Below are 25,553 nucleotides of genomic sequence, written 5' to 3' on the forward strand. Positions count from 1 at the left end.
ATTCTACGTTGCAAAAATCGCTTGCCAATAGTGATAGGTTTTTTCTTCCCCATTCTCTAACTTAAACTCGTATGACATCTGACGCGTCTCAGTAATTTCAAACTCAACAGAATGCTTGAATAAACCACCAGCATAAGCAAAGGTATGATATTCACCATTCTCACCACAGAGATCAACTTCACTTGGCATTCGTGCAATCAGTTCAGCATCAATATCTTGACCAATAAACGACTCATCGAGCTTACTGGCATCAGTCACAATAATTTTAGTTTTAATACCTGAGTCTAAAAAATTTTGCATCACTTCGTTCGAATTAAGATTCCAGATCGGTTCAACGACTTCAATCCCTAAAGGATGCAAATGATCTTCTCGATATTTGCGTACATCGCTCAGGTAAATATCACCAAAGATAAAATGCTCGACACCTTGCGCTTTAAAATGATTGGCAGCATCTAACATACGCTGCTCATACACAGGCAGATTTTTGGGCAAAAATACAGGATAAAGTGGAATCCCAATACTTTCAGCTTGCTTCATCAATAATAAAAATGGAATCGCATGCATAGAAGACAATTCCGTTTCTTCATTTACTGTAGTTAATAAGGCAACTACCTCAAATTCATCCTGCTGTAATACTTTATATAATGCCAAAGATGAATCTTTACCACCACTCCAATTGAAAACGGCTTTCTTGCGCTTATTCACACTCATTTCACTTTCATTTTGCGAATCATCTTATACAACAAGTTTGGTGATAATCGAGAGACCAAGACACCCAATTGTTCTTTTTTCCCACCAACAACAATATATTCATCTCCTGCCATCAAAGATTCAACGACACGTTCTGCAAATACATCTGCTTCTAAACCATTTTCAATCGCTTCATCTTGATGCCCTTGTGGTTTACCCTCACCATTTAAAGCATTAAATGAAACATTGGTTTTAACAAAACCAGGAAAAACCACTGAAACCACTATTCCATCTTTAGCGACTTCCGCACGTAAACTATTGGCCCACATGTGAATTGCAGCCTTAGCCGCAGAATAAGTCGCACGATATTGGGTTCCCAAAAGACCCGCTACACTCGAAATAAACACTACCCGACCTGATTTTTGTTTGAGCAAAGTTGGTAATACGGTTTTAGTAAAGAACACTTGTGAGAAATAATCCACTTCCATGATGGCACGTTCAGTGTGCATACTCGTTTCTTCAATCAACGCGCGCTGACTCAAGCCTGCATTATTAATCAGCCAATCAATACGTCCTTTAGTAGCGAGAACTTGTTCATGTGCATGGCGGACTTGAGCCTCATCGGTAATATCAGCAGCGATTGAAAGATGCTGTTCAGGCTTAAGTAAACCCACTCGAACCGATTCCAACTCATCATAACGACGTGAAGTCATTACAACTTGAGCACCTTGTAAAGCGCACTCTCGTGCCAAAGCTTTACCTAAACCCGAAGATGCACCTGTAATCCATACGACTTTATTTTCAAGACTTTTAAGTTTCGCCATGTCATATATCTCCTTTATTTATGCAGGGTGACGCATAAATTTAAGAAAGTAATCTACATAAGTTGCCGCAACTTGTTGATCAAGTTGAGTACCTAATTTCTCTAAACGCTTATACCCTAAATGAGTCGTCATATTAATTACGCCATTTAAAGTTTTATCGACTACAAAATTAAATTTTAGGCTCTTTTTAGGCTCACGAATTAAATGAGTGACACCTACATCAATCACTTCAGTCAGTAATTTAAGTGAATTCGCAATTTCTCGACTTTCCCCTTCAGCCAATTTTTGACTCGAAGCTTTAACCTGTTGAGTCAACTGTTGCTCAATCGGATAAGTCATATATACCGACTCATCTTCAACTCGAATTGTTTTAGATAAATATTCAACCAATGGAACTAGACGATCATTACCAAAGAATGACACTGACCATGGCATATATTTTCGGATTGCTTCTAAAATTTGCTGAATCACTTTTTCAGATTCACCTGTGAGTGAGTGATGTTGATTGTCTTGTAATAGCACCATAAAAACTTGTTCTATCACTTCACATGCAATTTCAGATAAAACTGCCCCCAAAGCATTTGCTTGGCTTTCTTTACTACCTTGTAAGAGCTGCGTACGGATATGAGCAAATCGCGTGTATGTATCGGCATGAATATTTAAAAAAACGGCAGTGTTCATTCTAATAACCCTATTCTAGATTCCATAAAATAAGGGCTTATTTAATAAGCCCTTATTCATCCTTAGATTCTGTTTTTCTTTCATTTTTGGCTTTTCAAGTGCTGAATTTACCACATTCTATTCACGATCAACATGCATAAATGCCAAAAAGTGATTAACGCAATCTGTTGCCGTATTTGAATCTACTTGGTTACTCATTTTCTCTAAACGCTTATAACTGAGTTGTGCCGTTATATGAATCACCCCATTTAAAGTTTTATCCACCACCTTATTGAAATTTAGGCATTTTTTTGGCTCACGAATTAGATTAGTTACACCCAAGTCTACAATCTGAATCAAAGTATGGAACACATCAGCCATATCATTAATTTCATTGTTTTTGATCTGTGCAACTAACGCGTGTGCCTGTTGTACTAGGTTTCGATCAATTGGATAAGATACATAAACTTGCTGATCATGATATTTAATCATATTAGAAAAATAGTTCACAAAAGGACAAAGCCGATCATTACCAAATAGTGCGATTGACCAAGGCATATATCGACGTACTGCACCAATAATTTGTTGAATTACTTTTTCAGATTCAGTCTTATATTTCTGCGATATCGCTGTAGGTTGGCTATTTTGAATCAATAATACTGAAAAAACTTGTTCTACGATGTCACAAGCAATTTCTGAAAGTACTTCACCTAGAACTCTAGATTGACTCGCACTTGTTCCATCATTGAGTTGCTGACGAATCGTCTCAAACTTATCATAAGTTACTTCATTGATTTTTAATAGAATTGAATAACTCATCGTAACCGTCCTTTTTTAAGTTTTAATATTTTTATATCTTTGTTTTATGCTTAAACATTTTTAATTGTGTGATGTAGCACACATAAATCTAACTTTTTTCAAGAAAAAACCAACTGTTTTCATCGACTTTTTTTGATGAAAATATTCATCATTTTTTTGCTACAATAGATCTAATTTTTTATTCAATTTTAATCTTCTGTACTATGACTGACGCTCAATCTGCTCAAAATATTGCAACTACTTACGATCCAACTGAGATCGAAAAGAAATGGTACCAAATCTGGGAACAACAGGGTTATTTCAAACCCTCAGGTCAAGGTGAATCATTCTGTATCATGATTCCACCACCAAACGTCACGGGCAGCTTGCACATGGGTCATGGTTTTAACAATGCCATCATGGATGCTCTGACTCGCTATAATCGTATGTCTGGTAAAAACACCTTATGGCAACCGGGTACTGACCATGCCGGTATTGCAACACAAATGGTGGTAGAACGTCAGCTTGGCGCACAAAACATCAGCCGTCATGACTTAGGTCGTGAAAAGTTCATTGAAAAGATTTGGGAATGGAAAGAACAATCTGGTGGTACGATTACTCGTCAAATTCGCCGTTTAGGCTCTTCTGTTGACTGGTCACGTGAACGTTTCACCATGGATGAAGGTTTATCCAATGCGGTGAAAGAAGTCTTCGTTAAACTACATGAAGATGGCTTAATTTACCGCGGTAAACGTTTGGTAAACTGGGATCCGAAATTACAAACTGCCCTTTCTGATCTTGAAGTTGAATCAGACAAAGAAGAAGCAGGTTCATTGTGGCACTTCAAATATTTCTTTGAAGACAAATCACTCCGTACCCACGATGGTAAAGATCACATTGTTGTGGCAACCACACGTCCTGAAACATTATTGGGTGATACTGCCGTTGCGGTTGCACTGGATGATGAGCGTTATTCACACCTTGTAGGTCAGAACATTATCCTGCCAATTACAGGTCGTGCAGTTCCAATTGTTAAAGATGAATATGTTGATAAAGAATTCGGCACAGGCTGTGTAAAAATTACGCCTGCACATGACTTCAATGACTATGAAGTTGGTAAGCGTTGTGAATTGCCGATCATCAACATCTTTAACAAAAATGCGGAAGTTCTGGCTGAGTTTGAATACATCGCCAAAGCAGGCGAACAGATTTCTAAAACCATTGCTGCACCAGCAGACTACATTGGTTTAGAGCGTTTTGCTGCACGTAAGAAATTGGTTGAACAAGCTGAAGCTGAAGGCTGGTTAGATCAAATTCAACCTTATACGCTTAAACCACCTCGCGGTGACCGTTCAGGTGTGATCGTTGAGCCATTATTGACTGACCAATGGTATGTCAAAATTGCACCGCTTGCTGAGCCAGCTATTAAAGCGGTGAAAGATGGTGACATCAAATTTGTACCTGAGCAGTACAGCAACATGTACATGGCGTGGATGAACAACATTCAAGACTGGTGTATTTCACGTCAGCTTTGGTGGGGTCATCGTATTCCAGCTTGGTACGATGCTGAAGGTAATGTATTCGTTGGTCGTGACGAAGCAGAAGTTCGTGCCAATAACAACATCCCTGCTGATGTTGCATTGAGTCAAGATGAAGATGTATTGGATACATGGTTCTCTTCTGCACTTTGGACATTCTCAACTTTAGGTTGGACTGGCGATAAAGCAAAAGATGCGGAAAATTATTTCCTCAATACCTTCCACCCGACTGATGTGTTAGTGACTGGTTTTGATATTATCTTCTTCTGGGTTGCACGCATGATCATGATGACCATGCACTTCATGAAAAATGAAGATGGTACGTCACAAATTCCGTTCAAAACTGTGTATGTACATGGTTTAGTTCGTGATGGCGAAGGTCAGAAGATGTCTAAGTCGAAAGGTAACGTACTTGACCCGCTCGACTTGATTGATGGTGTAGATCTTGAAACTTTAGTACAGAAACGTACGACGGGTTTGATGAACCCGAAACAAGCAGCCAAGATTGAAAAATCAACCCGTAAAGAATTCCCAGAAGGCATTCAAGCTTATGGTACAGATGCCGTTCGTTTCACATTCTGTGCACTCGCAAACACGGGTCGCGACATCAAATTCGATATGAAGCGTGTTGAAGGCTATCGTAACTTCTGTAACAAGATTTGGAACGCAACCCGTTTCGTATTAATGAATGTTGAAGGTCAAACCGTTGGTCAAACTGCTCGCCCTGATCTTTGGGAGTTACCAGAGCAATGGATTATCAGCCGTTTGCAAAAAGCGGAAGCTGCGGTTCAACAAGCCTTTGCAACCTATCGTTTAGATTTAGCTGCACAAGCGATCTACGATTTTATTTGGAATGAATACTGTGACTGGTATGTAGAATTGACCAAGCCAGTATTGAACGATGCTGAAGTATCTGAAGAGCGTAAAGCGGAAGTTCGTCGTGTGTTATTGGCTGTGATGGAAGCGTCTTTACGTTTGGCTCACCCGATTATGCCGTACTTGACTGAAGAAATTTGGCAAACGCTTGCGCCAATGCTGGGTATTGAAGGCAAAACGATTATGACTGCCGCATATCCTGTGCCTGCTCAAGAGAAAATCAATGAGCAAGCTGAAGCGGACATGCAGTGGTTACAAGGTTTGATTGGTGCGGTACGGAACATCCGTGGTGAAATGGGCTTAGGTAATGCACGTTTATTACCAGTGTTGCTTCAAAACACAACGGAAGCGGAAAAAGCACAGATCACCCGTATTGAAGCGCTATTTAAAGCTCTAGCAAAAGTAGAAAGCATTACTTTCTTGGCTGATACCGAGCAACCACCATTGTCATCTTCATCTGTTGTGGGTCACGTGTCTGTATTCGTTCCTATGAAAGGTTTAATTGACCCGAAAGCGGAACTTGGTCGTCTACAAAAAGACTTAGACAAAGTTCAAAAGCAACATGATCAAATTGCGACTAAGCTTGGCAATGAAGGTTTTGTGGCGAAAGCACCAGCGGCTGTGGTTGAGGGCGAAAAAGCGAAACTGGCTGAGTTTGCTGACCAGTTAGTGAAGATTAAAGCGAATATGGAGCAAATTGCAGCGCTTTAATGTGTTGTTAATTTAATCTAATTTGTGTATAAAGGGCTGATTATTCAGCCCTTTATTTTTTTAACTTAATGCCTCTAGAATAAGATTTGCTAATTTAGTTCTAGCTTGTTCATTTGAACCAAATTGATTAGAAGTAATTTCAATATTATTTTTATCAAAATAATATTGAACTTGCTTATATATATTAGTGAAATATCTTTCTGATAAATCACCTTCTGCATCCCCTTTATTGAAAATAGAAGGTAATACTTTTAATAAAGCTCCATATCCAATTGGTTTAGATAATATATATTTATCAGGATCATTCCATTCACAATGAAAGACTTTAGATACAGCATTAAAATAGTTCAACAAAATCTTTAAGATGACATGATCTTCATTATGTATAAAATAGTCTCTAAATATTAATTTAGAATCACCCAAAACTTGCTGTCCATTCTTTATATCAATCGCATCTTGTTCAGGTTTTTTACTAATTAGCGGTACTAAATAATTAATAAATGCTGATTGTGAAAGAGAAGCTTTCTCTTGATGTTCCTCTTTCCTTCCTAACATTTTTATCCTATCAAAAAAAGGCGATTCTTTATCCCTATTTAAATTTCTGACAATTTCATGACAAGTTTTATATGGGCTTCTATGATGACTAAGAGCAAATAAATCATAAATTAAGGATGGATTTACTCTAGTTTGCTTACTATTAATGATTGAGAATACATAACCTTTTTGATAGTTATCTAAATCAAACATAAAAACGACTGGTAAATCAAATCTTTCAGAAATCCCAGACTTTTCCAGTCCTAATAGTCTATGTTGACCATCTAGAATTTCACCAATCACAGTATCATCCAAAAACTCTAAAGAGTTACCAGATATCCCTTTAAAAGCGTCTGGTTTTATTGAAATAATAATAGATGTAGGAAAAGTAGCATCAGGGTCTCTACAATAATCAGCTATCTCATTAACTCTAGCAGGTGAGAATTCTCTTTGCACATCTTTCGAATCAATTTCTCTAGCTCTAGTTTCTGTAACTTTTATTAATTGCTTTGCATTAACTACTGATAGATAGAAAGTACCAATTGGCTGTTTGACTTCAAAAAAATTTATTTTCATAATGTTCTTCCTTTTCTATCTTTCGTTATGGTTTTACTTTTTTGATCCATTGTTTTTACTGATTGATCAGTAGTGCTGTGGAAAGATTTATCATCAACTTTTTTGTGCGTTTCATTATCATAGTTCAACTTCACTATACAAGCAGCATAAATAGAAAATAATATTCCTATTAAATAGCCTACAAACTGTAAGCAGTATTTAAACATATACTCAGCATAAATATAAGTTGGTTTTAATTGAACTAATGAATGTACTATTCCGCACCAAAGAATACCAATCCCTAAAAATACCAATGTAAAAAGTTTTATTGATTTAAAGTGTGATTCTTGATCGTATAAGAAACTAACTAATACAATAAAAAATGATGAAGCCATTAAACTAATGGTAAAAATATAAAAATTACCATTACTAAAATCTGACTTAATAGCACTAAGTAAAGTATTTTGTGTGAAAAATGTTTGTATAAACCAATTACAAAACACTCCAAACTGCCCAGCTAAGATTACAAATAAAACCCATAAAATAGATTCTCTTTTATAATCCCTCACTACAGACAATGGAACTTTAATAAACTCCATAATTCCCTCATCCCCCTAAAACTGGGATTAAATATTTTCAGCTATGCATTTAATTTAATTCATGAATTAAAATCATAAGATTAGAGCTATTTTAAATCCAATATTTTTTAAAACTCATTTTTTGAATCATGATTCCAACACCTTACTACTCTAAGACTCAAAGCTTCTAAAAACTTTTCGCTCGGCATTATATTGAATTGTATCATCAACACCATACTGACTACCATCCAACTCAATCACTAAACCCAATTCGTGACAGTAAAAATCCACAATATATGGTGCAATCACATGCTGTCTGCGAAATTTAAGATTCATAAATCGTTTAGCACGAAGCAGTTGCCACATTAAATGTTCTGCATCAGTAGCATTGCTTCGCATGTTTTTGGCAAATTCTAATAATTGTGGGTCTAGTTTCATTTTTTATTTTCCATTTTCATTCCCCTCACCCCAACCCTCTCCTTAAGGGAGAGGGAGTGGCATCTAATTTTATGAAAGCAAATATTTAATGGGTGTTCCCTCTCCTTGTAGGAGAGGGCTAGGGAGAGGTTACAGTGCCCCATGCTCCAACAACATCTCCACCCCACTCACTTTTTTCATATGCTTTAAACGCTCTTTTTCCCACTTCAACTGCTGCTTTAACTCAGCACAATCGGCATCTATGGCTTTATACACTTCATTAATATGCACATTCTCGGCTTTGACTTTTTTAGCTAACTGAAAAGAATCTAAAATCTCATCAATTTGGCTTTCAAGCTGCTGGCTTTGCACATCCAAAGCCAGTTTATAAAACTTCACTTGCTCCGCAGATAACTCTTTCACCCCTACAGCTTTATTCTGTTCGAGCTGTAACTGGAGTTTCAATAAATAAAACAAATCCTGCTGTTCATACGCCTGACTTGCCAGTTGGAATAACTCGGTTTTTTTCTCTTTCTTGGTCTCGTCTTGCTCACGGTCAGGATGAATCACCGCAGCAATTTTTAAATACACGGTTTTCAGCGATTGCGCTGCCATCTGCTCAGCTTGTTCTCGTTTTTCTTGTTGTCTCAGTTGTTTGGCTTGTTCACGTGCCTGTTGCTGCTCGGCAGCATACTGCTCAAAGTCATCTTCTTCTAATTCTATATTTTGATCAAAGTTTTCATTAAGTTCGAACTTAACTGACTGTACTTTTTTATTTTTTTTCGATGATTGCTGCGCATGTTGCTGATAAAAGGTGTCGATCTGCTTGACTAACTTTAGCCGTTCTTCATTCAACATTTGTGAGCGTTTCAACATTCGGGCAAGTTGGGCAATTTTTTTATCTAATTGTTGTATATCCGCTTTGGAAAATTCATGGCTGTGTAACATATTCCAAAGTTGTTCTAACTGCTGAAATAATATTTCATGGAGTTCGCTATACACAGGTAAAAGTTTTTGCCGTGTATGTTGCTGAATTTCAGCTTGGGCATTTTGCCACATGCTAAGGCTAATTTTTTGCTGTTCAATTTTATCAATGAGACGATTCAACTTTTTCTGCTGCGCAGACGGCTCAGCCCTTTGTTGTAAACTAACTTTGAGATCAAAGGACATGCTCATTCACCTAAAAATTTTAAAAACCCTAGCAATAATCAAATATTAAAAGTAGTGCTTTGCCAAAGCTATTTAAATCAACTTTCTAATCCACTATGGCAATAGCAGTCAAGAAATCACTCGATTACGTCCTTGCTGCTTCGCCATATACAAATTTTTATCTGCACGACGAATCGCATCATTCATATCAGTATCATCTAACTGGACTACACTTACACCAATACTTAAACTGATGGCGTGATTTACAATAATTTGTTCTTGTTCAATCGTAGATCGGATTTTCTCTGCCAATATCGCAGCTCCATCCAATGAAGTAACAGGCAACAAGGCAATAAACTCTTCCCCACCTAAACGTGCGACGAAATCAGTAATCCGTAAAGCGGTTGGAAGAATTTCTGCAACACGTTGCAATACCTGATCGCCTATTTCATGTCCAAAGGTATCATTCACCTTTTTAAAGAAATCGATATCCATTAATAGCACTGCATAAGTCTGTTGTGTACGTGACATTTGAGTAAATAGATAGGATAAATAATCATTGAAAGCACGGCGATTATGTAAGCCTGTAAGTGCATCATAACGCGCAATATGAGCTAACTCGACGTTGGCAACTTGTAGTTCGTGCGTACGTTCTGCAACTTTTTGCTCAAGTGTGGCATTGGCATCTTGAAGTTGATGCTTCTGAGTAAGCAAGGTATCAGTCATGCTTTGCAACGATTGAGATAAACCTTGAATTTCACGAATACTAGTCTGTGCTTCAAATTGAATATCTTCTTGCCCTTTTTCTACTGCATGCGCTGAATCTGCTAATAATTCAATCGGACGGCTGAATTTATTCGCCAATTTATAAGTGAGTAGCAACAGCAATAATGACAAAATAAAGCCCAGAGCTAATATTTTATGTTGCAGTGATTTCACCTCTGCTAAAGCAATCGAAATAGGCTGACGAATAATCACGTGCCAACCTAAATTGCTCTTAGTTTGAGAAAGCACGGCAACATCAGTAGTTAAATACTGTTGTTTTTCATTCCAATTATGCAAAAAATAATGTCCACGATTTGCCTGAAATGCAGGAGGCTGGACTTGTCCAATACTTTTAAATGGATATAGAATTTCACCATGCTGATTGACAATAAATACCTCAATACCTCGTTGTGCAGCATTTTCCGACAATGAACTGCTTAATACATGACTCGCCCAACTCCAATCTGCATGTGCAGCCAAAACGCCTTTAATTTTCTGTGTCGATGGATCATAAATTGGCGTAGCGAAATCAATAAAACGTAATGGTTCATTAGGATTAATCGCTTTAATTTTCTTAGCCAGTAAAACAGCTTTATGTACATCGCCTAGATAGACTTGATTTACACCATGAATAAACCACGGGCGTTCTGAAACATCTGCCCCTTCTAGTAAATGATTAGCTGCAACGACGACTTGCCCCTGAGTATTGGCTATTCCTAACCAAGCATAATATTTATAAGACTTCTTAACTTGCTCAAGTTGTTGTTGTACTCGAGGGTTATGAAAGTCAGCTTCAGCAAAAAATGGAGATTGGCTTAATAACACCATTTCTCGTTCACGTTCTGTAAGTGAATTTGCTAAGGTATTGCTGATACTTTTCGCGGCAATATATAAGGTCTGACCGCTGGTTTGGCTCATTTGCGCCGAAGCAGTCTTACCAATATATAAAGTAATACATAGTCCAAACATAAAAGACATCCCTGCAAACAGGACCAGTAGTCGATTACGAAAGGAATCTATGCGAAATATGTTCATTTGCACCCTATAGCAAATCACTTTTTAAACTCAGCAATATATCAAAGATCTTTTATGAATTATTAAGTCAAAGTAACGAATGTACTTGGAAAAATACTGAATCCGATGAAAATAGACTCAAGTTCTATTGCCCGAGCTTAGACTGTAATTTTCGGTTGCAATAACGCATTCATATTTAAAAATTTAGTTCTCAAAGCATAATAAATGGTGCTATTTTTAAGCAAAATGCACCACTTTTCACCAAAATTATAATTTACTTTCTAAATTGGTGCGTTTTTTGCATTATATTTTTTATCAAATTGGGTTGTTCAACGACAACTTAAGTTTTTAGATTTACTAAATCTATTTTGGTGCAAAAAACGAATCAAATGTTTGCATCAAAATTAAATTTAGCACTTTTTTTGAGCACCACTATGCAAAACGTAGATCTATTTTTCTTACTGCTCGGTGCAGTACTCGTATTGGCAATGCATGCAGGTTTTGCATTTCTTGAGCTTGGTACAGTCCGCCACAAAAACCAAGTCAATGCGCTCAGTAAAATTCTGACCGATTTTGCGATTTCAGCAATCGCTTATTTCTTTGTCGGTTACTGGATTGCATACGGACAAAACTTTTTCCATACAGGAAGCACTTTAGCGGCTGACCATGGGTATAACCTAATGCGTTGCTTTTTCTTACTCACCTTCGCAGCAGCGATTCCAGCAATTATTTCTGGCGGCATCGCAGAACGCGCCAAAATGCGTTCACAAGCAATCGCCACTTTAATTCTGGTTGCTTTAATCTATCCTTTCTTCGAAGGCATGATTTGGAATGGTAACTACGGCTTTCAAAAATGGTTAGAAAGCTCTTTTGGTGCAAGCTTCCATGACTTTGCAGGCTCAGTCGTTGTGCATGCTATGGGCGGTTGGATTGCATTAGCCGCAGTGATTTTACTTGGCGCGCGTCATGGTCGTTATAAGCATGATGGTCGTGTGAGTGCACATCCACCTTCATCGATTCCATTCCTTGCTTTAGGCTCATGGATTTTAATTGTTGGTTGGTTCGGCTTTAATGTCATGAGTGCACAACGCGTTGATGCTATTTCAGGATTAGTTGCGATTAACTCTCTTATGGCAATGGTTGGTGGTACATTGTCAGCAAACTTCATGGGTAAAGATGACCCTGGTTTCTTACACAATGGTCCTCTCGCAGGTTTGGTCGCAATCTGTGCAGGCTCCGATATTGTGCACCCAATTGGTGCACTCGTGATTGGTGGGGCTGCAGGTGCTTTGTTTGTGTATTTATTCACTTATACACAAAATAAACTTAAAGTAGATGATGTTTTGGGTGTATGGCCTTTACATGGTGTATGTGGTGCATTTGGTGGGATTGCGGCAGGCATATTTGGTCTACAAGCATTAGGTGGTTTAGGAGGTGTCTCAATCATTTCTCAAATCATCGGAACAGTTTTAGGCATTGTGATTGCGCTTGCTGGTGGTTTCACCGTTTATGGCATATTGAAAGTTACGATGGGGATTCGCCTTTCTCAAGAAGATGAATATCGTGGTGCGGATCTTTCAATTCATAAAATTTCAGCAAATTCAGAAGAATCAATGTTCTAAAAATAATTTTTAAAGCGGCTATTAGGCCGCTTTTTTTATGAACATTTTAAGAGGTAATTAAGTTTCAAATTATTAAATAACCAAGTTATCATTCTGCTGAATTGCATGCTCTATGATTTTTAAAACACGTTTCTTCTTAATCGCAAGTTTCTTATTATTTGTGAGTTTTTTTATCCTCTTATTCGTGTTTCCAGTCGGTGGAGCAATAGATCTATATTTGATTCAACCATGGGTAGGAACTTTTGGCGATTTTGCTTTGAAAGGCGATTGGTATCTTGCAAAGCTAAATCATACTTATGTCAAAAAAGTTTTAACTATTGTCTATGCAAGCTTTTTCCTACTGTGGATCGCTTCTTTTAAAATAGAAAAATTCAAAGCAAAACGTTGGCAGTATGGCTATATGTTTTGGGTCAGTATGTTATGTACATGCATTATTGGTCTAATGAAGGCACAAGCTGCTCATGCTTGCCCATGGGATATGACCCATAAGACTGTCACAGGTTTTATTTGGGATTTTTCAGCAACCGCTGGACATTGTTTTCCAGGTGGTCATGCAAGTACAGGTTTTGCCTTAGTTACAGGCTATTTTCTTTATCGTCTCGATCAGCGTAAAAGAGCTTGGTTTTATTTATTTGCAGGTGTATTACTTGGCTTCGCAATGGGCTGGGCACAAATGATGCGTGGTGCACATTTTCTCAGTCATAATTTATGGACAGCTTGGATTTGCTTTGCTATCAATGTTGTGGTTTATATGATCACGTATAAACGTCATTTAGCTCATGCAGCGGCTAATTCTGTAACGCAAATGAGTCCTGATATGATAAAGTGATGCCCTACTCGCATGGGTTCATGCATGATCACGATATTCACTTAGGTACTGTTTGCTGCTGATGGATGACTTTCAAAATTTCTTAGAAACCACTTTAACTAAGCAACAATCCTCCATTCAAGCCTACGATCTAGGTTCTCATAAAGTATGGTTAAAGAAAGCATCTGAACGTCACGGTTTATGGCTTTACACGCCGTTGAAGTGGTTAGCAAAAATATTTAATTTAGGCGCCATTACTCCAGTTCCAAATCAAGGTGGTTCTGCTGCAATTCAATGTGAATACAATCGAATTCAAACACTCAAATCTTTAGGTGTTTCTACATCGAATGTTCTTGCAGTTTCAAAAAATGGAATTTTGCTTGAAGACATCGGATCACAACATCAAAGTAGCATCTCACAACTGGATCAAGCATTGGCTTGTCAAAAAGATATTCATTCAAAATCATTATTATTTAGCCAATCAATTCAAGCCATTCAGTATATTCATTCTAAACAAGGCTATTTAAGCGAAGCATTCGCTCGTAACATCCTCGTCGATCAAAATAATCAGTTTAGTTTTATTGATTTTGAAACTGACCCACATGAAGTCCTGAGTTTACATGATTGTTTTGTTCGTGACTGGTTGCTATTTATTTTTTCTACAGCCTATCATTTCGAATTTGAACAATTATCCGATGCTAGTCAAATTCTTTATCAAGCCCTCCTTGCTGAATCGCAAGTTTATAGTGATGTATGTAAAGTTGGGAAACGCTTAAAATGGGTTCTGAACTTTAATATTAGCAAAGTTGGTAATGATGGCAAACGTATTCAGAAATGTGTTTTGTTTTTACGTTACTTAAAAGAGCATTCCGAAACAATCACTTAACTCATTTGATAATTCAATCAATCAAATCAACGATAGCTAAACTTAGAGCTTTTTAGGTAAGCGAACTAAAACTGAGAGTCCTCCTAGATCAAGACTTCGAGATAGAACTAGGCTTCCACCCAGTCGCTGCGTGGCTTTATCGACAATTGAAAGCCCGAGACCACTGCCCACCTCTAAATGATGATGCACTCGATAAAAACGTTTTAGAACTTTATCGTATTGTTCAGCATCAATACCGACACCGCTATCTTCAATTTGAATACAAGCAAAATCGTCACTGTCACTGTAAACCGAAATGTTAATAATACCTTGATCTGGCGTGTACTTAATCGCGTTATCAATCAGATTAAAAATAATTGAATGAACAGTTGATTCAAGACTTTGCATTTCAATCAAATCGTTACGTTCAAAACCTAGGTCAATTTCTTTTTGCATTGCAAGATTAACAAGCTGTTCAACACAATTGAGTGCAACATCATTCAAACGAAAGTGAGTATTTGGTTCGATTAAACTTAATCCAACATCTTGTTTTGCTAAAGCTAAAAGCTGCGTCACCAAATGCTGAATACGTGCCAAGCCTTTACTCAAATTTTGCAAAGCTTCATGTTCAGGAAATTGACTAATCAGAATCTTGGTCTGTAAATTGAGTGCAGTGACGGGTGTTCGTAATTCATGTGCCGCATCTGCTATAAACTGCTTTTGTTCGGTTTGAGCATGTTGAATTCGTTCAAATAAATGATTCATCTCCTCAATAGTTGGGATCAACTCTTGAGGATAATCATTGCCATCAATGGGGGCTAAGCCATCTGAATCACGTCGCTTTAATTCTGTTTTGAAATCGTCGAGAGGTTTTAAACTCAAACGAATGATAAAAGCTAAAACTAAAATCGCAAAAGGCAATAAAATGATATAGGGAACAAACATACTCCCTGCCAATTCCCAAGCAAATGATTGGCGGACATCTTCCTGCTGACTAACTTGTATTTGATAGTCTTTTAAAGGAATGACATAGACACGCCATTTGCCTTGTGGTGTTTCTTGGCTATAAAAACCTGCTTGTTTTACAGGGGGGATGAGTAAGTGTGTTTGATGCCATAAATGACTTTGATCTTTATAAGCCCAAATATCAACCAACAAATCTTCTTCGTGATATGTGCGATGCAATTCAACTTTACTCGCAACAGTTGTTAATGGCTGAGCAGTCGAACGCTCAGCCATATATTGCATTTGTGTATCAAGAATCTCATCAACTTCATGTAAAGCTGTTTTATAAGCTGTAAAGATTAATAAACATCCAAGCAGCAAACTAAAGACCGAAGTTCCCCAAATCAGTCTTTTTTTCAGTGAGTATTGCTTAGATATTTTCATAAATATTTATGATTGTCCCAGTCGGTAACCCAAACCACGGATGGTTCGAATAAAATCTTTACCTAGTTTTGCACGTAAGTGATGTACATAAACCTCTATGGTATTACTGGTCACCTCACTATCAAAATCATAAAGCTTATCTTCAAGATTTGCTTTGGAGAAGATTTTATTTGGATGACTAACAAGCGGAATTAAAATTGCCCATTCACGGTTTGATAACTCAATCTGTTGTCCTTTGAAGGTCGCCAAATGCTGCTCAACATCAAGAACCAAATCACCATTTTTCAATAACTGCGATTGATTTTTAAGTTGTGCTGTTTCTGCATGACCTCGACGCAATAGTGCATTAATTCGTGCCAATAACTCATCGAACTCATAAGGTTTAATTAGGTAATCATCCGCACCTTGATTCAATCCATCGACACGGTTTTGCAGTTGATCTCTTGCTGAAATGATCAATACTGGAAGCGCACTACGTTGACGGATTTGTCTCAATACCTGCATACCATCCATCATAGGCAAACCCAAATCAAGCAAAACCAAATCAAAATTATGCTTTGCTAATAAGGACAGCCCATCTACGCCATTATTGACCCACTCTACCTCGAATTGATGGTAGCGCAACAGAGTCAATGTTGACTCTGCAATCATAAAATCATCTTCGATCATCAAGATTTTGGTCATGACTTTATCTCACCTTATGGGTTAGAACATGTCGCTAACATGTCATTTTTAGGGTCAATCACCTTGGTTTTGACATCGAGTAAACTCAACATCGTTGGAAACAAATTGTCTTGACTCAATTCACTCTTATTTTGCTTTGCTAAACATTTCATTTGTTCTGGAGCTTGTTTTTTCCAAAGATCAGAGAACCACATAAACATTGGAACATGGGTTTGTTGAGTCGGGGCAATTGCATAGGGCGCTCCATGTAAATACATGCCACTTTCACCTGTTGATTCACCGTGATCCGATAAATACCACAAGCCTGCTTCGTGCTGTGTTTGGCCTTTTAACGTTTCAATCAATGAGTCCAAAACATAATCCGTATAAAGCAAGGTATTATCATAACTATTCACAAGTGCATCACGCGAACAACCTTGAATCGCATTGGTATCACAGGTCGGTTTAAAAACTTTAAATTCTGCTGGAATACGTTTGTAATAGGCTGGACCATGGCTACCCATTTGATGTAGTACCACTAAGCGTGGACGCGTATCATCTTTAGGAATTGTTGCAAGATAAGCTTTCAGGCTATCAATTAAAATATCATCAAAACATTCTTCATCTTTACACCATTTCTTTTGAATTGGCTCTGGAATCTTAAATTGTTCAACTCGATCACAAGTTCCCTTACAACCAGAATTATTATCAATCCATGTCACTTGATAACCTGCACGTTTTGCAATATCGAGTAGACCTTCACGATGGCTTGCAAGTCGTTCATCATATTCTTTACGTGGCATACCAGAGAACATGCATGGTACGGAAACAGCTGTCGCTGTACCGCAAGAACTCACTTGAGCAAAATTAATTAAATCCTGTTTCGCAAGCTTCGGATTGGTATTCTTAGCGTAACCATTCAAAGAAAAGTTTTCTGCACGTGCCGTCTCACCCACCACTAAAACCATCAATTTAGGTAAAGCAGCAACATTCGCTTTCTGCATTGATGCATCTTCACCATAAGTCACTAATGGTAAGTTTTCTTTAGGTGCTTTCTTCTTATAATATGAAGCAAATGAAGCAATCATATTTTGCGGTGAGATCATTCCCTTCAAATCACGGTTTTCACGGAATATCGCTGCAAAATCAACGTAAAAAACAAACAATAATCCACCAACCAAAGCCAATGAAACAATTGAAGCAATCACTTTTTTTACAATTTGACGCAGGATTGGTTCAGGCTTTAACTTCACCATCAAAATTGCAATGATGGGAAGTACAGTCATTCCTAATGTCCATACAACTAAATGCCAAGACCATGTATCACGTGCTTCAGCAACATCAGTTTGCATTAAATTTTGTACTTGATCTGATGTAATTAAAACACCAAGCGTATTCACAGTATATGAAGCAAAGCCACCAATAAAAACTAAAGCAATAGCTATTGGTTTTGCTGTCCATTTCCAGTTAAAAAGCTGAAAAATAAAATGATAAGCTGCAACAACTACTATAACGGATGCTGCAACAAACATTCCCGCTTTTATCCCAGTATAGGGCGTAAGCGATTGGATTTTTTCATAAAAAGCAAAGTTAAGAAAAATACCTAACCATATTGCAAGCAATAGATTAAATGCAAACAAGGATATCGATTTGGTCTTGAGTTTCTGTAGGAACATGATCTTCACAGTCTGAAAATAGATTTCTTAACTTGCTTAAGATAAGAATAAAAACTTAAAAATGACTTAAACTAAATAATTGAGAGTTAACAAAACAATGGATCTAGATCTAGGTATCAAAGCATATGTTAAAATAATTCATTTTAAAACAATGAATTCCATTTACTTTCCATCTAAAATTTATCTTAGTGTTATTGTCGAAAATCATTTTATTCAGTTAAATGATTATATTACAACATAATAAAATAGAAATAAAAAAACACCCCCTAAGTAAAACTTAGGGGGTGTTTTTAGATACAAGATATTAGAATTTAAATTCTAAACCTAATCCTGCTACAGGTTGCTTATCTTTTTTGTCCGCTTGTTCAAGCGTTAGATAACCCGCATAACCATATGTTTTAACTTGTTTGCTAAATGCATAGTCAGCACCAGCAATCACTTGTTTGGCTTTAAAATCTGCCGTGTTGTTTTTAAAACTCGTATCATTTTGGCTATATTGACCTTTTACCGTCCAATTTTTTGCTTGCGGAATATTATATTCAGCACCAATTAACCAACCTTGAGCATCATCAATATTTTCAGATCCTGCAGCATTACCCAATGCTTTTTCGACTTCAGACGTTTGATAAAGTACTTTTAGTGCTAAGCCTTCTACTGGATTTAAACGTCCAATTGCACGTACAGTATTTGCCGCAGCAAATAACTGACTCCCTGCAATCGCCTTATCAGAAGCATTTAAAAAACCACGCCCCAAGAAATTACTAGGAATTGCTTTATCATAACCAATACCAGCAACTAATAATGGGCTTTCAAAACTCGCTGAAGCTGACCAAGAATCACCTAGGCCTCTTCCAGCAACTTTTGCAACACCTGATTTACTGTTATCAATGCCGGTTGCTTCACCTGTTGCCAATAAAGCATTTACTTTAATCGCACCATCTAATACAGGTACTTTTACTGCTGGAGATTCATAAACAACGACATTGCTAATACGGTTTTCACCAGTAAAAATACCATTTACATCCGCTTTATTTGCAACATAATTATTAAACGTATCAACAGCGCTCGACAATTGCTTAACTGGGGTATCATGTACGCCAATTTTAATTGTACCTAATTGACTGTCTTTTAAACCAACAAAGCGGTTACGTTGCGTCCAATCAGTGCTATCACCATCAGCGCTTAAGCCCCATTCCGCAGCATAAACAGCGCTTAAACGATCTGTTAGCTTTTCGTCGCCTTTGATTCCAATAAACGAACTATTTGAGCTGATTTCCCAAACATCTCGATTAGCAGTCTTTGCATTTTTTTCTGGTAAATAATCAACACTGGCATCAATCTCACCATAGATTGTTGGTGCTGCAAATGTTGAAGTTGCGAGTAAACCAAGCACTGCTGCTGTTACAATTTTGATTTTCATTGTTTACGTCCTAGCTAAATTTGTAACAAATCCTACACATTAACTTTATATGACAAAACGATTAAAATCTTATTTATTTATTCTATTTTCGACTAAAGTTTAATTTTTATACACATCAATTACATTTTATGAATTCTATAAAAAATAGTTTTTTATTAATAAATTTCAATAAATTAAATAATATTTTTAAAACACTATTCCATGAAAAATACTTATGCACAATCACGAGACTTTGAATTAAAACAATAAACTTTGCCGATGAAGCAATATAAAAACCATCATTTATATTTCAAAATTAAGAAATATTAAAAGAAATTTGTAATAAAAATTTGTTTTCATCTTGTATTTTCTTTCCAATAGAAAATCGGGAATAGACACAAAATAGCAATCATAGAAATCAAACATAAGTAACGATAATATCCAATTGCATCAGCCAAAATTCCACTTCCTAAGTAGAGTAAACCACTCATCGTAGCCATAATCGATACCTGAAAAGTAAAATCTGTACCTGCAAATGCTTTGCGACTGTACTGCATAATCAAAGTTAAGATGACCACTAATAACATTGCTGAACATGCATCTTCAAATGCATTGACGATATATAACCCAAATGGAGTAATCTGCTGATTAGTTTCATATCTATAAGCAATGCCAGTATAAGCAACTAAACTGATAATCTTGAGAATTGAGAAAGTAATTAAACATTGTATTCTGGAAAAATGTTTCAATAAAAACCCTGCAACACCTGCTCCTAGCAGCGCAGCCATAGCACCAAATATGGTAATAAAAATGCCTATTTGGGTGTAATTTAGACCCATATCTACCATCAAAGGTTTTAATAATGGTCCTGCCAAACCATCAGCAACTTTAAAGCTCAATAAGACCATCAACCACGTTTTTAACTCTTGAGAAGATGTAAAATAAGTAAGATATTTTTTAATTGATTGGCTAAATGAAATCGAAGAAGTTGTCTGCGCGCTATTTGTAAAATCATGCCTAGGCTCTCGATAAAACAAAATAGGTATGGTATTCAAAAAGACCAACATGGCTAAAATAAGAAAGGTCTTTTGCCAATTTAACCAATCTAAACACCAAAGCACTGCTCCACCACCAACAATAAATCCTAAGCGTGAACCAATCACTTGAAATGTATTGCCCCAATGCTGTTGATCCTGTTTGAGTAAATTGACAGCTAAAGCATCTGTGGCAATATCTTGTGTCGCACCAGTAAAATTCATCAAAAAAAGTAAGACAAAGAAAATAAATAAATAACTAGGTTGATCAAGTGCTTGAATAGGGAAAAATGACAAAATAACCAAAATACAAACACTGGATAATTGCGTCGGAATGATCCAGCTACGGTAATGCCCTAAACGAGAAAGTGCAAAACGATCAACATACGTCGCCCAAAAAATTTTGACCGACCAAGGCAGCATCAGTAAACCAAAACCACCTATATGTGCTAAAGAGACACCTTGTGCTCTTAAAATTACGGGTAAGGCATGGGTCATGAAACCTACAGGTAATCCCTGTGCCCAGTATAAAGAAAACAATAAAATGTAAATCTGTCGAAGATTAAGCATTTAGAGTTTTCCAGAGCAACAAAATAGAGAACTCAAGTATCCAATCCTTTCATTGATCTGGCAATAAAATCTTAGTTTTTGCCAATGCGAGACCTCTCATGAGCGTTTAACATAAATTGTAGTTGTCATCGTATTTACAGATTTATGCCACAATATTTTCCTGACTTACCTCCGTTAGTTCCGCAACGTGGAACGGCTTTCAGTCGTACTTTGTGTAGAAAACTATTTTTAGGACAAGGTTGGACTGTGGTTGGAGAAATTCCAAACTTACCCAAAGCAGTTGCTATCATTTCTCCACACACTTCAAATATTGATGGTTGGTATGGTTTCTTGGCAATTGGTGGGCTCGGTTTAAAAATTACAGTTTTGGGAAAAGATACTTTATTTAAACCACCCTTTAAGTCAATTTTAGATTGGGCAGGACTCATTCCTGTTCACCGCGACAGCACTAACGGTCTCACTGAACAAGTGGTCGCGACTATTCACAAATATGACAAAATTTGGGTTGGTATGGCACCCGAGGGAACGCGAAAAAAAGCTGAAAAAATAAAAAGTGGCTTTTATCATATAGCTCATGCAGCAGGAATACCTATTGTGATGTTTGCTTTCGATTATGATCGCAAAACCATTTACAGCTTAGGAGCATTTACACCAACAGGTCACTATCAAAATGACCTTGAACAGATTATGCAGCGTTATGTTGGCCATTTTTCTCCAAAGAATCCTGATTGGCTGGCAGAACCATTACAAAAACTTGTGAAAAAGGACTAGAAAATTAGGGGTAAATCTGCTCTGATGTGCCCATCTTTTTGTCTATTTTATCTCCACTTCATATGAAAATTGCTCGACTGTCTTGCTTGGCTTTATTCAGCTTAGCTTTATTTGGTTGTGATCAAACTGTAAAAAATGCTCCCCCTACGACTTCGATTAAAGCTCGTGAACCTGTTATCGCTTTGGCTTTAGGTGGAGGTGGTGCAAAAGGCTTTGCGCATATTGGTGTGATTAAAGTTTTAGAATCTCATGGTATTAAAGCTAAGATTGTCACTGGAACAAGTGCGGGTAGCTTTGTTGGAAGTATTTATGCAAGTGGGCAAACCCCTTATCAAATGCAAAATCTCGCATTAAAACTTCAAGAATCTGATTTGCGTGATCTTACCATCAATAGCCAAGGCATTATCCTTGGGCAAAAACTGCAAAACTATGTCAATACTCAAGTTGGTAACAAACCAATTGAAAAATTTCCAATTCGCTTTGCGGCGGTTGCCACTCGTTTAGACAATGGTAAAAAAGCTGAGTTTATTAAAGGAAATGCAGGTCAAGCCGTACGGGCCTCTTGCAGTATTCCCAACGTCTTTGTTCCAGCTGTGATTGGTAATACCAAATATGTAGATGGTGGTTTAGTCAGTCCTATTCCTGTGAAAACTGCCAAAGATATGGGTGCTGATATTGTCATTGCAGTCGATATATCTGCGCGTCCAACAGGTGATAAACCATTAAGCATGTGGGGTTTATTGGATCAGACCATTAATATTATGGGGCAACAAAGTATTAATGAAGAATTGAGCCAAGCAAATGTTGTAATTCAACCGAAAGTCGGTCATTTGGGTGTACTTGATCTGAAATCGAGTAATCAAGCAATTTTAGAAGGTGAAAAATCGGCTCAAGCGAAAATTACATCAATCCAAAATGCAATTGCAACATTTAAGAAATCTCCTGCTGCATTTAAACCTGCACCAAGAGCTAAATTCTAATCATTATCTTAAGGGGCTGCTGCTATTTTATAATAATCATCAGCCCCATATCTAAAAAAACAATCTTTGTATATTCATAAACATAATGATCTGCTACAGTGCCAAAGTGAATGTTTTTTCACCTAACTCAGTTTAATGATGCGAGCAAATCTATGGAGTTTGTAGTTGAACCTTGGCACTGGTTTGTATTAGGAATTTTGCTGATCCTTTCAGAGTTGATTTTAACCGCTTTTGCTGCGTTATGGTTTGGCGTAGCCGCAATTATGGTCTGCATTTTACTATGGCTTTTCCCAATGATGGGCTTTACCACCCAAGTGGTCACATGGGGAATTTTATCCATTTTATGTACGATTCTTTGGTTCAAGTTTATCAAACCACTTTCAATTGATAAAACTAAAGCAGGTCTAGCGCGTGAATCAACAATAGGTCAAGTGGGTATGGTGATTAAAACTGGACTTGATCATGGACAAATCGTCGTACGCTTTCCCATGCCCCTTTTAGGTTCTGATGAATGGAATTGCCGTTCTACAGCTCCAGTACAAGTTGGTGATCGTGTCCGAGTAATTGATATTTTAGGTAATGATTTAGTCGTTCAACCACATAGCAACTCATAAACATAAAGAGGGTTTTCAATGTCTGTCGGTACTATTGTTGTCTTAGCACTTTTAGCTTTTATTGGCACAACTATTTTTAAAGGGGTGCGTATTGTTCCTCAAGGGTATAAATGGATTGTGCAACGTCTAGGTAAATACCATACCACCCTAAACCCAGGTCTGAACTTTGTTATTCCTTATATCGATGAAGTGGCTTATAAAATTACAACTAAAGATATTGTGTTAGATATTCCATCACAAGAAGTGATTACTCGAGACAATGCTGTTTTAGTAATGAATGCAGTCGCTTATATCAATCTAACAACTCCAGAAAAAGCCGTGTATGGAATTGAAAATTATACATGGGCGATTCAAAACCTAGTGCAAACTTCATTACGTTCGATCGTCGGCGAAATGGATTTAGATGATGCTTTATCATCTCGTGATCACATTAAGGCAAAATTAAAAGCTGCCATTTCTGATGATATTTCAGATTGGGGCATTACCCTTAAAACAGTTGAAATTCAAGATATTCAACCCTCTCACACCATGCAAGCTGCGATGGAAGCACAAGCAGCGGCTGAACGTCAACGTCGTGCAACGGTGACGAAAGCAGATGGTGAAAAACAAGCTGCAATTTTAGAGGCGGATGGTCGTTTAGAAGCTTCCCGTCGTGATGCAGAAGCTCAAGTAGTCCTTGCTGAATCTTCACAACGTGCGATTGAAATGATCACCACTGCTGTAGGTGATAAAGAAATTCCTGTTGCTTATTTATTGGGTGAGCAATATGTGAAAGCAATGCAGGATCTATCTAAATCAAGCAATGCAAAAACTGTGGTACTCCCATCGGATGTACTTAATGCTATCCGTGGAATTATGGGTAAACATTAATTTTAATAACTCAAATGTGTTACTGTTTGTAGTAGCACATTTGATCACATAAAAATTTTAAGCTCATGATTTATATTATAGGTTTAATCCTAAGTTTCATTTGTTGTGGGCAACTTTTATCTTCAGAAATACAGTCTCGTAATACTTTTCATATGAAAAATGGTGACAAACCAAATGCATTTGTTACCATTTTTCCAGCTATTCCCTTTTTCCAAATTATATTTTTAATAATCTGTTGGCTATTAAATTATTTTTTTCATCCAATTGCGATCAAAATTTTATGTACCTTATTTATCTTCCAATTTATTTTTTGGGTTATCAATTTTAAAAGAAATCAAAAGAAAGAATAAAGAATTGAGTATAACTGTACTTAAACTCATGATTTAAAAAATTTATTGATTAATTAATTTACGGGTCTTAACTGGCAGTTGCTTCACCACCAAATCATAAGAATCTTTAATCAGGTCTTGCAGCAAATCTGCTGTAATTTCATCACCGCTGGCAATTGATATCCAGTGTTTCTTATTCATATGGTAACCTGCCGAAATTGAAGGATACAGCTCTTGATATTCCAAGCTTTTCTCAGGCTTACATTTGATGGTTACAAGCAACTTTCCAGAATATGCACCAATCAACATAAACATCTTGTCAAAAATTTTAAACACCTCACAATCTGGTCCAAAGGGTTGGGTCTGGATTGAAAAAGCCAATTGTTTTCCATATTCAAGCGCACATTGTTCTAATTGATCTTCAGTCATAACAAGATTTCCTATTATTATTAAAATAGATTTTTCTACTAAAAATGTCTTTTTAAGATTTCCCCCCAATTTTCTTGCTTTTATTTTAGTTGATCATAGAAAACCTCAAACTCTGTTTCACCCTCCTTTGCTGAGATTCCCCAAGGCCGTTCAGTTGTTATTATGCAACGCTTCCGTCCATCTGGCCCAACCCATGATCGAATCATTTCACACGCAATCTCTCCATGCTGTGGATAGAGACTCATTTCATGCATATTTTGATTCGTAAAAATAGGGACTTTATCTACAAAAAACCATTCCCGATTCGAAGTATCTGTTAATAAACACTCAACCCATCCTGGAAAAGTTGAATCTACAAATCGAACAATTTGAATATTTACCTTGTACATTAAATCCAATCTCGACAATTAATCTAATGATTAATC

23 protein-coding genes and 1 pseudogene are annotated in these 25,553 nt (G+C 37.0%); 8 read left to right on the forward strand and 16 right to left on the reverse strand.

Annotated features, from left to right (window positions below; all coding sequences use genetic code 11):
- Window positions 1-3: 3 nt before the first annotated feature.
- The 4 genes from IEV17_RS10460 to IEV17_RS10475 all read right to left on the reverse strand — a co-directional run bounded on the left by IEV17_RS10460 (window position 4) and on the right by IEV17_RS10475 (window position 2,993).
- Window positions 4-711, reverse strand: a complete 708-nt coding sequence (locus tag IEV17_RS10460; protein ID WP_004664513.1) for a Dph6-related ATP pyrophosphatase — start codon at window positions 709-711, stop codon at window positions 4-6.
- On the reverse strand, window positions 708-1,514 hold the full coding sequence (locus tag IEV17_RS10465) for an SDR family NAD(P)-dependent oxidoreductase (protein ID WP_004664515.1): 807 nt from the start codon (window positions 1,512-1,514) through the stop codon (window positions 708-710). The genes IEV17_RS10460 and IEV17_RS10465 overlap by 4 nt, the downstream gene beginning before the upstream one ends.
- 18 nt (window positions 1,515-1,532) lie before the next feature.
- The gene (locus tag IEV17_RS10470) at window positions 1,533-2,195 is read right to left on the reverse strand and encodes a hypothetical protein (protein WP_004664516.1); all 663 of its coding nucleotides are present in this window, start codon (window positions 2,193-2,195) and stop codon (window positions 1,533-1,535) included.
- A gap of 117 nt (window positions 2,196-2,312) precedes the next feature.
- Window positions 2,313-2,993: a hypothetical protein gene (locus IEV17_RS10475; protein ID WP_004664518.1), complete on the reverse strand. Its 681-nt coding sequence runs from the start codon at window positions 2,991-2,993 to the stop codon at window positions 2,313-2,315.
- A 203-nt stretch (window positions 2,994-3,196) separates the two neighbouring features.
- Here IEV17_RS10475 and IEV17_RS10480 point away from each other — a divergent pair, with 203 nt between their 5' ends.
- Window positions 3,197-6,097 carry a valine--tRNA ligase gene (locus IEV17_RS10480; protein ID WP_004664520.1) on the forward strand — a complete coding sequence of 967 codons (2,901 nt, stop codon included), beginning with the start codon at window positions 3,197-3,199 and terminating at the stop codon, window positions 6,095-6,097.
- A 60-nt stretch (window positions 6,098-6,157) separates the two neighbouring features.
- On the opposite strand, the gene IEV17_RS10485 is transcribed toward IEV17_RS10480, so the two are convergent.
- The 5 genes and pseudogenes from IEV17_RS10485 to IEV17_RS10505 form a co-directional block, all read right to left on the reverse strand.
- Window positions 6,158-7,207 carry a DGQHR domain-containing protein gene (locus IEV17_RS10485; protein ID WP_004664522.1) on the reverse strand — a complete coding sequence of 350 codons (1,050 nt, stop codon included), beginning with the start codon at window positions 7,205-7,207 and terminating at the stop codon, window positions 6,158-6,160.
- Window positions 7,204-7,785: a hypothetical protein gene (locus IEV17_RS10490; RefSeq protein WP_004664524.1), complete on the reverse strand. Its 582-nt coding sequence runs from the start codon at window positions 7,783-7,785 to the stop codon at window positions 7,204-7,206. The genes IEV17_RS10485 and IEV17_RS10490 overlap by 4 nt, the downstream gene beginning before the upstream one ends.
- A 125-nt stretch (window positions 7,786-7,910) precedes the next feature.
- A pseudogene (locus tag IEV17_RS10495) lies at window positions 7,911-8,202 on the reverse strand (endonuclease domain-containing protein); the annotation flags it as partial.
- Window positions 8,203-8,331: 129 nt separating this feature from the next.
- Window positions 8,332-9,351 (reverse strand): coiled-coil domain-containing protein, encoded by a 1,020-nt coding sequence (locus tag IEV17_RS10500; protein WP_004664527.1) that lies wholly within the window; start codon window positions 9,349-9,351, stop codon window positions 8,332-8,334.
- 108 nt (window positions 9,352-9,459) lie between these two features.
- Complete coding sequence (locus IEV17_RS10505; protein ID WP_004664529.1) at window positions 9,460-11,130, reverse strand: sensor domain-containing diguanylate cyclase; 1,671 nt, start codon at window positions 11,128-11,130, stop codon at window positions 9,460-9,462.
- A gap of 413 nt (window positions 11,131-11,543) precedes the next feature.
- Here IEV17_RS10505 and IEV17_RS10510 point away from each other — a divergent pair, with 413 nt between their 5' ends.
- The 3 genes from IEV17_RS10510 to IEV17_RS10520 all read left to right on the forward strand — a co-directional run bounded on the left by IEV17_RS10510 (window position 11,544) and on the right by IEV17_RS10520 (window position 14,425).
- Entirely contained in the window at window positions 11,544-12,731 is a 1,188-nt protein-coding gene (locus IEV17_RS10510) for an ammonium transporter (RefSeq protein ID WP_004664531.1), read from the forward strand.
- 112 nt (window positions 12,732-12,843) lie between these two features.
- Window positions 12,844-13,560, forward strand: a complete 717-nt coding sequence (locus IEV17_RS10515; RefSeq protein ID WP_004664533.1) for a phosphatase PAP2 family protein — start codon at window positions 12,844-12,846, stop codon at window positions 13,558-13,560.
- A gap of 61 nt (window positions 13,561-13,621) precedes the next feature.
- Complete coding sequence (locus tag IEV17_RS10520; RefSeq protein ID WP_004664534.1) at window positions 13,622-14,425, forward strand: hypothetical protein; 804 nt, start codon at window positions 13,622-13,624, stop codon at window positions 14,423-14,425.
- Window positions 14,426-14,467: 42 nt separating this feature from the next.
- Here the strand turns inward: IEV17_RS10520 and IEV17_RS10525 are convergent, their stop codons facing one another.
- The 5 genes from IEV17_RS10525 to IEV17_RS10545 all read right to left on the reverse strand — a co-directional run bounded on the left by IEV17_RS10525 (window position 14,468) and on the right by IEV17_RS10545 (window position 21,135).
- Window positions 14,468-15,793: an ATP-binding protein gene (locus IEV17_RS10525; RefSeq protein ID WP_004664535.1), complete on the reverse strand. Its 1,326-nt coding sequence runs from the start codon at window positions 15,791-15,793 to the stop codon at window positions 14,468-14,470.
- Window positions 15,794-15,799: 6 nt separating this feature from the next.
- On the reverse strand, window positions 15,800-16,477 hold the full coding sequence (locus IEV17_RS10530; protein WP_004664536.1) for a DNA-binding response regulator PmrA: 678 nt from the start codon (window positions 16,475-16,477) through the stop codon (window positions 15,800-15,802).
- Window positions 16,478-16,491: 14 nt separating this feature from the next.
- On the reverse strand, window positions 16,492-18,132 hold the full coding sequence (locus IEV17_RS10535; RefSeq protein WP_004664537.1) for a phosphoethanolamine transferase: 1,641 nt from the start codon (window positions 18,130-18,132) through the stop codon (window positions 16,492-16,494).
- A gap of 304 nt (window positions 18,133-18,436) precedes the next feature.
- Window positions 18,437-19,552: a porin gene (locus IEV17_RS10540; protein ID WP_004664539.1), complete on the reverse strand. Its 1,116-nt coding sequence runs from the start codon at window positions 19,550-19,552 to the stop codon at window positions 18,437-18,439.
- A gap of 335 nt (window positions 19,553-19,887) precedes the next feature.
- Window positions 19,888-21,135: an MFS transporter gene (locus IEV17_RS10545; RefSeq protein ID WP_004664540.1), complete on the reverse strand. Its 1,248-nt coding sequence runs from the start codon at window positions 21,133-21,135 to the stop codon at window positions 19,888-19,890.
- 144 nt (window positions 21,136-21,279) lie between these two features.
- On the opposite strand from IEV17_RS10545, the gene IEV17_RS10550 reads away from it, so the two are divergent.
- From IEV17_RS10550 to IEV17_RS10565, 4 genes are all read left to right on the forward strand, one after another.
- Window positions 21,280-21,906 (forward strand): 1-acyl-sn-glycerol-3-phosphate acyltransferase, encoded by a 627-nt coding sequence (locus IEV17_RS10550; RefSeq protein ID WP_004664541.1) that lies wholly within the window; start codon window positions 21,280-21,282, stop codon window positions 21,904-21,906.
- A 62-nt stretch (window positions 21,907-21,968) separates the two neighbouring features.
- Entirely contained in the window at window positions 21,969-22,886 is a 918-nt protein-coding gene (locus tag IEV17_RS10555) for a patatin-like phospholipase family protein (RefSeq protein WP_004664543.1), read from the forward strand.
- 152 nt (window positions 22,887-23,038) lie between these two features.
- Window positions 23,039-23,500: an NfeD family protein gene (locus tag IEV17_RS10560; protein WP_004664545.1), complete on the forward strand. Its 462-nt coding sequence runs from the start codon at window positions 23,039-23,041 to the stop codon at window positions 23,498-23,500.
- 18 nt (window positions 23,501-23,518) lie between these two features.
- The gene (locus tag IEV17_RS10565) at window positions 23,519-24,370 is read left to right on the forward strand and encodes an SPFH domain-containing protein (RefSeq protein WP_004664547.1); all 852 of its coding nucleotides are present in this window, start codon (window positions 23,519-23,521) and stop codon (window positions 24,368-24,370) included.
- A 392-nt stretch (window positions 24,371-24,762) separates the two neighbouring features.
- Here IEV17_RS10565 and IEV17_RS10570 read toward each other — a convergent pair whose 3' ends face one another.
- Window positions 24,763-25,128 carry an MmcQ/YjbR family DNA-binding protein gene (locus tag IEV17_RS10570; RefSeq protein WP_004664549.1) on the reverse strand — a complete coding sequence of 122 codons (366 nt, stop codon included), beginning with the start codon at window positions 25,126-25,128 and terminating at the stop codon, window positions 24,763-24,765.
- Window positions 25,129-25,208: 80 nt separating this feature from the next.
- The gene (locus IEV17_RS10575) at window positions 25,209-25,517 is read right to left on the reverse strand and encodes a hypothetical protein (protein ID WP_004664550.1); all 309 of its coding nucleotides are present in this window, start codon (window positions 25,515-25,517) and stop codon (window positions 25,209-25,211) included.
- Window positions 25,518-25,553: the final 36 nt, after the last annotated feature.

It is taken from the genome of Acinetobacter modestus, assembly GCF_014636095.1.
GTDB lineage: Bacteria > Pseudomonadota > Gammaproteobacteria > Pseudomonadales > Moraxellaceae > Acinetobacter > Acinetobacter modestus.

What these genes read in the sequence shown, in the direction of transcription:
- IEV17_RS10460 (WP_004664513.1), bottom strand. Translation starts at nt 711, where the DNA reads ATGAGTGTGAATAAGCGCAAGAAAGCCGTTTTCAATTGGAGTGGTGGT.
- IEV17_RS10465 (WP_004664515.1), bottom strand. Translation starts at nt 1,514, where the DNA reads ATGGCGAAACTTAAAAGTCTTGAAAATAAAGTCGTATGGATTACAGGT.
- IEV17_RS10470 (WP_004664516.1), bottom strand. Translation starts at nt 2,195, where the DNA reads ATGAACACTGCCGTTTTTTTAAATATTCATGCCGATACATACACGCGA.
- IEV17_RS10475 (WP_004664518.1), bottom strand. Translation starts at nt 2,993, where the DNA reads ATGAGTTATTCAATTCTATTAAAAATCAATGAAGTAACTTATGATAAG.
- IEV17_RS10480 (WP_004664520.1), top strand. Translation starts at nt 3,197, where the DNA reads ATGACTGACGCTCAATCTGCTCAAAATATTGCAACTACTTACGATCCA.
- IEV17_RS10485 (WP_004664522.1), bottom strand. Translation starts at nt 7,207, where the DNA reads ATGAAAATAAATTTTTTTGAAGTCAAACAGCCAATTGGTACTTTCTAT.
- IEV17_RS10490 (WP_004664524.1), bottom strand. Translation starts at nt 7,785, where the DNA reads ATGGAGTTTATTAAAGTTCCATTGTCTGTAGTGAGGGATTATAAAAGA.
- IEV17_RS10500 (WP_004664527.1), bottom strand. Translation starts at nt 9,351, where the DNA reads ATGTCCTTTGATCTCAAAGTTAGTTTACAACAAAGGGCTGAGCCGTCT.
- IEV17_RS10505 (WP_004664529.1), bottom strand. Translation starts at nt 11,130, where the DNA reads ATGAACATATTTCGCATAGATTCCTTTCGTAATCGACTACTGGTCCTG.
- IEV17_RS10510 (WP_004664531.1), top strand. Translation starts at nt 11,544, where the DNA reads ATGCAAAACGTAGATCTATTTTTCTTACTGCTCGGTGCAGTACTCGTA.
- IEV17_RS10515 (WP_004664533.1), top strand. Translation starts at nt 12,844, where the DNA reads ATGATTTTTAAAACACGTTTCTTCTTAATCGCAAGTTTCTTATTATTT.
- IEV17_RS10520 (WP_004664534.1), top strand. Translation starts at nt 13,622, where the DNA reads ATGGATGACTTTCAAAATTTCTTAGAAACCACTTTAACTAAGCAACAA.
- IEV17_RS10525 (WP_004664535.1), bottom strand. Translation starts at nt 15,793, where the DNA reads ATGAAAATATCTAAGCAATACTCACTGAAAAAAAGACTGATTTGGGGA.
- IEV17_RS10530 (WP_004664536.1), bottom strand. Translation starts at nt 16,477, where the DNA reads ATGACCAAAATCTTGATGATCGAAGATGATTTTATGATTGCAGAGTCA.
- IEV17_RS10535 (WP_004664537.1), bottom strand. Translation starts at nt 18,132, where the DNA reads ATGTTCCTACAGAAACTCAAGACCAAATCGATATCCTTGTTTGCATTT.
- IEV17_RS10540 (WP_004664539.1), bottom strand. Translation starts at nt 19,552, where the DNA reads ATGAAAATCAAAATTGTAACAGCAGCAGTGCTTGGTTTACTCGCAACT.
- IEV17_RS10545 (WP_004664540.1), bottom strand. Translation starts at nt 21,135, where the DNA reads ATGCTTAATCTTCGACAGATTTACATTTTATTGTTTTCTTTATACTGG.
- IEV17_RS10550 (WP_004664541.1), top strand. Translation starts at nt 21,280, where the DNA reads ATGCCACAATATTTTCCTGACTTACCTCCGTTAGTTCCGCAACGTGGA.
- IEV17_RS10555 (WP_004664543.1), top strand. Translation starts at nt 21,969, where the DNA reads ATGAAAATTGCTCGACTGTCTTGCTTGGCTTTATTCAGCTTAGCTTTA.
- IEV17_RS10560 (WP_004664545.1), top strand. Translation starts at nt 23,039, where the DNA reads ATGGAGTTTGTAGTTGAACCTTGGCACTGGTTTGTATTAGGAATTTTG.
- IEV17_RS10565 (WP_004664547.1), top strand. Translation starts at nt 23,519, where the DNA reads ATGTCTGTCGGTACTATTGTTGTCTTAGCACTTTTAGCTTTTATTGGC.
- IEV17_RS10570 (WP_004664549.1), bottom strand. Translation starts at nt 25,128, where the DNA reads ATGACTGAAGATCAATTAGAACAATGTGCGCTTGAATATGGAAAACAA.
- IEV17_RS10575 (WP_004664550.1), bottom strand. Translation starts at nt 25,517, where the DNA reads ATGTACAAGGTAAATATTCAAATTGTTCGATTTGTAGATTCAACTTTT.